The organism is Cyclobacterium sp., from assembly GCF_014762705.1.
In the GTDB taxonomy this organism is placed as follows: Bacteria; Bacteroidota; Bacteroidia; order Cytophagales; family Cyclobacteriaceae; genus Cyclobacterium.
The window spans coordinates 1-8,594 of record NZ_JABURL010000122.1 but is presented as its reverse complement, the minus strand read 5'-3'; the positions used below and the strand labels follow the sequence as shown (position 1 = coordinate 8,594).

General features: G+C 48.7%; 6 protein-coding genes. All 6 read right to left on the bottom strand.

Going from position 1 to position 8,594, the window contains the following annotated elements:
• Positions 1 to 281: 281 nt before the first annotated feature.
• The 6 genes from HUJ21_RS24215 to HUJ21_RS24190 all read right to left on the bottom strand — a co-directional run bounded on the left by HUJ21_RS24215 (position 282) and on the right by HUJ21_RS24190 (position 8,092).
• Positions 282 to 2,198: a nucleoside-diphosphate sugar epimerase/dehydratase gene (locus HUJ21_RS24215; RefSeq protein ID WP_291373573.1), complete on the bottom strand. Its 1,917-nt coding sequence runs from the start codon at positions 2,196 to 2,198 to the stop codon at positions 282 to 284.
• 154 nt (positions 2,199 to 2,352) lie between these two features.
• Complete coding sequence (locus HUJ21_RS24210) at positions 2,353 to 3,963, bottom strand: capsule assembly Wzi family protein (RefSeq protein ID WP_291373572.1); 1,611 nt, start codon at positions 3,961 to 3,963, stop codon at positions 2,353 to 2,355.
• A 569-nt stretch (positions 3,964 to 4,532) separates the two neighbouring features.
• On the bottom strand, positions 4,533 to 5,126 hold the full coding sequence (locus HUJ21_RS24205) for an acetyltransferase (RefSeq protein WP_291373570.1): 594 nt from the start codon (positions 5,124 to 5,126) through the stop codon (positions 4,533 to 4,535).
• 19 nt (positions 5,127 to 5,145) lie between these two features.
• Positions 5,146 to 5,754 carry a sugar transferase gene (locus tag HUJ21_RS24200; RefSeq protein WP_291373568.1) on the bottom strand — a complete coding sequence of 203 codons (609 nt, stop codon included), beginning with the start codon at positions 5,752 to 5,754 and terminating at the stop codon, positions 5,146 to 5,148.
• On the bottom strand, positions 5,751 to 6,917 hold the full coding sequence (locus tag HUJ21_RS24195) for a DegT/DnrJ/EryC1/StrS family aminotransferase (protein WP_291373567.1): 1,167 nt from the start codon (positions 6,915 to 6,917) through the stop codon (positions 5,751 to 5,753). Before HUJ21_RS24195 ends, HUJ21_RS24200 begins: the two co-directional genes overlap by 4 nt.
• 227 nt (positions 6,918 to 7,144) lie before the next feature.
• A complete protein-coding gene (locus tag HUJ21_RS24190; protein WP_291373564.1) occupies positions 7,145 to 8,092 on the bottom strand; it encodes a UDP-GlcNAc--UDP-phosphate GlcNAc-1-phosphate transferase in 948 nt (315 codons plus the stop codon).
• Positions 8,093 to 8,594 lie beyond the last annotated feature (502 nt).

Genomic DNA, 8,594 nt, shown 5'->3' with positions numbered 1-8,594 from the left:
TGAAAAAAGATTGGCCGTGCCTACGGCACTTTAGATAACTTGACTGGTCCTGGTCTATGGGCTGAACCTCATGGTTACCAGACCGGCTGCTCCTACGAAACTTTGGGCAGACGGGATAGAGTACTTACAAAATTTTACCAGCTATGGTTAGCCATTAGACCGGTATTCACAATTACAACCAAAAACTCTGCGAGTCTTACAGGCTTCTTTGCGACCTTTATTTTTGTTGCTTCAACTGTTCCGGGGATGGCAAATTCCGAAGAGCGGCAATGGAGAAAATATTACTTTTCTATTTTTTGCTGGTCCAGCACCTCAAAACGGGACATTTGGCTGGTGTACTCAGGTACCATTTTTTTCATGTGCATGACAAGCTGCATCTCTTCTTCAGGATGAAACAACGTTTCAAACAAATGGATTTTTCTCTTTATCTCCGGGTAATTTCCCGGACGCACCAGGGCTATTTTGATTTTGGGATGGTGGGTTTCTACCGAGAGTTCTCCTGAATCCAGTACTTCTTCGTACAGCTTTTCTCCCGGTCGAAGTCCGGTGATTTCAATCTCAATATCCTGACCTGGTTTTTTTCCACTGAGGTGAATCATTTTCCTGGCCAGATCGATGATCCTGATCGGCTCTCCCATATCAAAAACAAATATTTCCCCGCCATTTCCCATGGCACCTGCCTCCAAAACCAAATCACAGGCCTCGGGTATGGTCATGAAATAGCGGGTTACATTGGGATCTGTCACCGTCAAAGGCCCTCCATTTTTAATTTGCCTTTTAAATAGGGGAATAACCGATCCATTGGAACCCAAAACATTTCCAAAACGGGTAGTAATAAAGGCAGTACCCACCTTTTTCTGGTCTTTTAGATACTTATCCAGGGATTGCACGTAGATTTCAGCTAGTCTTTTGCTCGCCCCCATTACATTGGTAGGGTTAACGGCTTTATCCGTGCTGACCATCACCATTTTTTCCACTCCATAGGCCACCGAACAGTCCGCTACATTTTTTGTACCCAGGAGGTTGCATTGTACGGCTTTAAAGGGGTATTTCTCCATCATGGGCACATGCTTTAGTGCCGCTGCATGGAAGACAAAATGGGGCTTGTAAAGATCAAACACATACCGGAGCCCGTCGAGGTTTGTCACATCCTCCAACACCGTGTGAAGTGGTAAATCCTTGAATTCATTTTGGATAAAAACCTCCTGATCATGCAAGGGGGATTCTGCAGTATCAAGTATTACCAGTAACTCAGGAGAGGACCTGGCGATCTGCCTGGACAATTCGCTGCCAATGGATCCGGCAGCTCCGGTGACCAGTACACGCTTTCCGGCAATGAGTTCGGCAACCCGCTTGTTTTTCAGGCAGATGGATTCCCTGCCAAGCAGGTCTTCAATCTTTACATCCCTGAGGGCACCCGGACTGAGGTTTCCCCCTACCCACTGGTTTACCGGAGGAATGGTCATGGCATGAATATCCAAAGCGATACAGGCATCAATGATTTCCCGTTTGCGCCTGGTAGGAAGCTCGATAATGGCGATGATCAATTCCTCCAGGGCAAACTTCTCCACCAAATCCGGTAGTTCCTCCATGTTGCCAAAAACAGGCAAACCTTCAAAATTCTTGCCCTTCTTCCGGGGGTCATCATCCAAAAAGCCATAAACCATATACTGGTATTGGCTGTCCTTCACCACGGCACGGTAGGTAATGCTACCGGCCTCCCCTGCCCCGTAGATCAATATTTTTTTCTTGGGCAAATCCATTCCCCTGAGCTTGTTTTTCCTGAAAAAATCCTTTACCAGCAGGCGGTAGGTAATTAAAAAAAACAAGGACATGACTCCGCCAATAATCAAAACGGCAAACGGCACCACCCTGCCACCACCATTAAACAGGACCATCAGCAGGTTTAAAACGGATACCGTAAGAATGGTGAAACCCACCGTGCGCAGGATCAACATGCCATCCATGATGCCGGTATGGCGTACGATTCCCACATAACTTTTTGTCAGGTACATGCCAACCAGCCCCACAAGGAGGAAAATCAAGGCTCCCCTGAATACCTGCAGATCAGCCATCATCACCCAATCAAAATTTGTAGCAAGGAAATAAGCAAAAAAGATGGATACAAAAAGAATGATGCTGTCAAGACATGCGATGATCCACCTGGGCAGAACTTTGATTTTCTTTGAAAAAAACATCCTTAAAAACTTAGGGTTAGAAGCCGTTATAAGTAACTTCCAAATATAATGGTTTTTCACTTTACAAAAAAGCCATAACTTATCTCTGAAAAATACTTTTATTGAAATAAATACCCTGAAAGGCTGGCGGGTGACAGAAAACCCCTTTTTGCCTTTACCAATGGTAAACCATATGCAGCTGCACGTTGAAATTGGTACTTAGTCCATCCGCTTCCTGCCATTGGTAGTGGTGGGAATGGATGTACTGCCCGGTAGCCGAAACATTGATGTTACCTACCTTTCTTTCCCAAAGTAAGGCCAGTGCCAAATCGGTCCAGGGAGCCAAATCCGGGTTTCCACTTTTTGCCGCATAGAAAAAGTCTTCATTTCTGCCCACGCGTTCCAAACGTATCCCTGTTTTTTTCCAGCCCTGCAAATAGGCCAATTCCAGTGTCTGTATATTGCTTCCCGGACCCAGGCCCACTCCCAGTGGCTCTCCCCTGTGGGTGAAGCCGCGAAGTTGGGAATGGCTGTGCCAGGTGGCTCCGGCATTTCCCGAATAGCGTACCAGTCTGTTGATAGATTCCTGCTGCCGGGTCATCTCCCCCCGAATTTGGAAATGACCTTTCTCCATGGACCATATTTTGGTGAAGCCCGTTAAATAGGCCCTGGCATGTTCTGGATTGAGCATGAATTCCCGCCAATTCAAGGCATGGTCCCGCCGGCCATACTCAAAATAAAGCTCCGCCTGTACCTTCGGCAGCAGCCACCTGCCAAAAACCGCCACCTGTTGATCCCATTCTCCATTGGCGTTGTTGAAACCGTAATTTTCCTTGATCAAAGGCATGATTACCGGCACCAGGGCTCTAAAACCCGATGGCCTGTCCCTGTTATGAATCTGAAAAGTACGGGAAAAGCCAAGGGACAAACCACTCAGCCATTTGGGTGACCAGGTAAGGATCAGCGCATTCAGGTAACGGGCATCTTTGCGGTGTGGCCGGTAAAATTCCTGATTGAGGTTTTCGTCCTGTACAGGCTTATAGGCAGTACTCTGCAGCCTGCCAAACAACAGCTGTGTTTCGAAGGAACCAATAAATGTGGTAAGGGGAGCCTTGCTGCCCAGACTCAGGTGAGGAAATCCCGGTGCATGATGACTGAAAATAAGGGACTGGAATTGCCCCGGCCCCCACCAGATACTTTGGGTGCTCAGGCTTGCTTCCCAATTTCGCCAATGGGCCGCCAACTTGGATTGCCCCCATCCCAGGCGAAGCAAAGCTCCCTGATTGAAGCGCTCCGGAAAATTGAGGGTATTGGGATAGCGGAAGTAGGTAAGGTTGGTAGCCCGCCCGTAAATATCCGGGAAGCCATCAAAGGAGGAATTGGCAGCCAGTACGAGCTCCGGTTGAAAGCGGAATTCCAGCCAATTGTCCTTATTGTATTGTATGCCAGGATTCAACCAAAGCTGGGGGCCCCTGGCAGGTACGGTCAAATAAGGAAAGGCGCCATAGGGCCTGCTGCCTGAATGCCCCAAAGATGCCCTGAGAGGCAATAGTTTCCAATTTTCTTTAATTTCCCTGCCGGCCGCCAGGCTGTCTCCTTCCAGCAGATCTGCAAGGGGCAAAGCAAAGGGACGTATGGTAAAACTTGCCCGGTTATTGCCCTGATTCAGGAGTTGCGTCCTTCTGCCCACTTCTTCAAGCATGGGCTCTCCGGCAATCACCTGCGCCTGAAGCTGGTAGGAATTGACAGAAAGGAAAATCAATAAAAAGAATAGGGTTTGTCGCATTTGAGCCGAAAGATAAACTTTTTTGCAGAAAAAGCCGAAGAAAATATCCCGCCCTTTCCTTTAAATTTGTTGATAATGGGATGATGATGTGAGGATGTGATGATGTGGTGATGTGAGGATGTGATGATTTGATGATTTGATGATGTGGGGATATGATGATATGATGATGGGGTGATGTAGTGATATGATGATTTGGTGATGTGATGATGTGATGATAGGATGATGGGATGATAGGATGATGTGGTGATATGATGATGTGATGATGTGGTGATGTGAGGATTTGGTGATATGATGATATGATGATGGGGTGATGTGGGGATGTGAGTGGTATGGGGTGACTGGGCTTCGACAAGCTGCCTTCGACAAGCTCAGGCACCATAGGCATGGGAACCGGACTGAAAATCAGCCTGGAAAATCTGTGCTAATCTGTGGCCATCTGTGGTGAAAGGCGCTTACTACATCGGGCGCTCCTAACGGAGCTTTGGGGGTGTTGAATTTACTATGGAAATACCTTCATGGCGTTTCTGAAATGGCTTTACACAAAAACCAGTGCCGTAGGCACAAGCCATTTACCGGGTATCCTTGAGGCGATTGCCTATCCAGGTACTCCCATCGGGGATATTGCGGGTGACCACGGAGCCGGCACCCACCTTTACCCAGGCACCGATCTTCAAGCCTGGCAATACCGTGCTGCCAGCACCGATCAGGCTGCCCTCTCCTACCTCCACCCCGCCGCATAAAATGGCTCCGGGAGCAATGTGTACAAAATCCGATAGCCGGCATTCGTGATCCACAGTTGCCGCCGTATTGACGATGACCTGCTTTCCCAGCCATGAATCTACCTTGACAATGGCGCTTTCCATCACTACCGTCCCTGCTGCCAGGGTAGCCCGCTTGCTGAAAATAGCCGAAGGATGGATGATGCTGGCAAAAGTGGCCCTTTCCCTGAAGCGCAAATAGAGAGTTTTGCGCTGGCCGTTGTCCCCGACGGCTATAAACAGAGGCTGGTCAAAAATGAAATCCTCCGGAACAGGACCACGAACAGGTATCTCCATCAATCGCGAAATTCCGGGATCATCGTCAAAAATACCATGGACCCTGTCCGTGGAATCCAACAGATCAATGATCACCTTTGCATGACCGGATGCTCCGAAAATATACATTCAATTAGAAATTAGTGATTCAGGCACTTTGCCGGTTTCCGCTGAAGGGCACCACCGACAGCCTGCCTTCCGGATAGACATGCTCCTTGCTGATCAGGGGCCTGAAGGTCCAGGACAGTATTTTCAGGTCCAGCAGAAAAGAGCGATGACTAACGTACCAGGTGTCATAGCGGAATTTTTCCTCCCAACTCAGCCTATTCCGCCCTTTGACCTGGGCCAGTCCGGTAATGCCCGGTAAAACCTCATGTCTGCGGTTTTGTTCTTCGGAATACAAAGGCAGGTATTCGGGCAGCAAGGGCCTTGGGCCTACCAGACTCATTTCTCCGGTAAGTACGCAAAATAACTGTGGCAGCTCATCCAGGGAATTTTGTCTTAACCAGGAGCCAAACGGGGTCAGCCGCTGTTCATCCCTGAGTAGATTGCCCCTTTCATCCCTGGGTTCGGACATGGTCCGGAATTTCAGCAAGGTGAATGGCCTGCCGGCCTTCCCCGTGCGGGTTTGCATGAAAAACACCGGGCCCTCTTTCTTGTACCAAAGCAGGATCACCAAAGCTGCCATCAACGGCGAAAGTAGCACCAACAATACCAGTGCCACTAAAAAATCAAATATTCGTTTTCCCACCCTCATGACATTTTATCAGACACCTTCAGGCTGTCTTTGTGTAGTAAAAAAACCACTTCCAGTATCCGGTCCATGTTATCTGCCGTCAGCCCCGTACTGCTGGGCAAGCAAATGCCCTGAGAAAAAAGCTCGGAAGACACGCCCCTTCCGAAGAAAGGTGTATTCTTATATAAGGGCTGCAGGTGCATGGGCTTCCAAAGTAACCTGGACTCAATTTGCTGGTCTTCTAAGGCGGCCATCAGCTCTCTTGCAGAAAAACCTGTAAATAGGGGATCTATCAGCAGGGTCGTCAGCCAACGGTTGGAAAAATAACCATCCGGTTCTTTCAAAAAGCTGATACCGGAAAGCTCTTCCAGAGATTGCTGGTACCTCAGGAAAATAGCCCTTCTTTTTTGGATCCGATCTTCCAGACTTGCCAGCTGGGCCAGCCCTATACCGGCAGAAATATTGTTCATTTTATAATTAAATCCCAATTCGGAATGCTCGTAGTGGGGATAATCCAGTTTGGCCTGCGTGGAGAGATACCTGGCTTTTTTGGCCAGAAAACGACTGCCAGTGAGCAGTGCCCCCCCACTACCGGTGGTAATGATCTTGTTGCCGTTAAAAGAAAAAATGCCGAGATCACCGAAGGTTCCGGCATACTGCCGGTCGATGCGGGAGCCTACGGCTTCTGCCGCATCTTCAATGACCGGGATTTGGTACTTCTGGCTGATTTCCCTTATCCTATGCCAGTCGGCTGGCATTCCGAATAGGTTGACCACCACAATGGCTTTGGGCTTCTTGCCCAGCAGAAGCCGCTTTTTTATGGTTTCCTCCAGGATATCCGGACACATGTTCCATGTTTTCCGCTCACTGTCTATCAATAGGGGGCGGGCCCCCTGATACAGAATGGGATTGGTGGAAGCGATAAATGTAAAACTCTGACACAGTACCTCGTCTCCCGGACCAACACCCAAGAGGTGCAGGGCAAGGTGAATGGCGGAAGTACCGGAATTGATAGCCACCACATGAGCTGCCTCAAATTTGTCTGACAGCCCCTTCTCAAAGCCCGTAATAAACCTGCCGTGTGTAGCGATCTGCCCCTCCTCCATTGCGGCCATGACATGGGCCAATTCCGTTCCATGAAATTCGGGAAAAGACAAGTGAATCTTTTCTTTAAATTTTTCCATTCTTATCCTCAATTCGAGTATTGCCGATTAAAGATAAAAATATTTCTATTAAAATTAAATTATATTAAATCCAGAGAAAGCAACTTTTGATGGCGAATACTTTCTAAAATCAGATAATTTATTCGCCAAAAAAATCAAGTACTTTTTCCTATAGGCTTGTTGCATTTTCCTGATGGCTAAAAAAATTTCAGCCTTGGCAGCCGGCTGAATAACCGGTGAAATTTTTTTTAATTTTTTTCATATTTTTTTATGAGCCAGTAACGGAAGCCTAAAAAAGCCGGAATCACCAGTAATACGAAAGCCAGGGAAGGCATCCATTGAAAGCTTTCCAGACCTATGCCATAGATCCATATCCCGTTGATCAGCAACTGCAAACCCGCATAGGCCAGGGAGACCTGAACATGGGGAATGCCTGCCTCATTGGCCAGGTACTGGTACAGGTGACTGCGGTGGGGCTGGAAGATGTTTTCCCGGCGGATAAGGCGCAGCAAGAGTGTGATCACCGCATCCAGTCCGTAAATGGTAAAGAAAAACAAATAAGCGGGGTTTCCGCTCAGGAGTATGGTTTTGACCATCAGGTAGCCCAGGATCATGGCCATGCTGACGGATCCTACATCTCCGGCAAAACAACGGGCTTTTTTCCGAACATTAAACCAGGCAAAGGCCAGTGAGGCCAGGGCCAGCAGCAGCAGCAAGTCCCTTTCAGCGGACAATTCCGGAACCAGCGCAAAGCTCCCCAGGGACACCAGGGCATATAGCACGGTAATCCCGTTGATCCCGTCCATAAAGTTAAACAGGTTGGTCCAGCCGATCAGCATAAAGAACAGCAGGGGTATCCAGGCTCCCAGACTGGCTCCCTGCCCCAGATCCAGGAGCAGCAGGGCCGTGGCCAGAAAATGCGCACTGATGCGCGGCAGCTGGTGCAGGGGCCGGATATCGTCCAGCAGGCTGACACCACCTACCAAGAGGATGGCCAGGGCAAGCGGCCAGGAAGCTGCTCCCTGAGCCCAGGCCAGCAGGATGGCCAGGACAAAGACCATCCCGCCGCCACGTATGGTGCTGCGGCTATGGGAGGAACGTTCATTGGGCTTGTCAATGATCCGGTAGCGCTCAGCCAGCCGAAAATAAAGGAGCATGGCTCCCATAAAAAAGAAGAATACGATCAGGTAGTACATGGATTCAAAAAACACCAGCGCAAATGTAGCTATTTTTTGGGTAAATGGTCAATGGTTTGATGGTTTGATGATGTGGTGATGTGGTGATGTGGTGATGTGGTGATATGATGATGTGGTGATATGGGGATGTGGGGATGTGGGGATGTGATGTGATGATGATTGGATGATTTAGGCTGCCTGGGCTTTGACAGGCTGAATTCGACAAGCTGTCTTCGGCAAGCTGCCTTCGACAAGCTCAGGCACCTCAGGAATTGGAGTCGGACTGGAAATCAGCCTGAAAAGGCATGTTATGCTGATGGCCCGGATTCTTAACCCTTAACCACCACGGTTGAGTCCAAAACCAGCTATCCCGCCAAAATACCCGTTCTGGTTCCATCCAAGGCTGGAGCTATTCGCAGAACGAAGGCTCTTGGTGGTAGTGAACGCCAATTCTTTTCGTACTTTTGGCTCTTAAGAAACAGTTTATCCTATGGTTCTGCCTCCACTAATTCCATGCCTAATT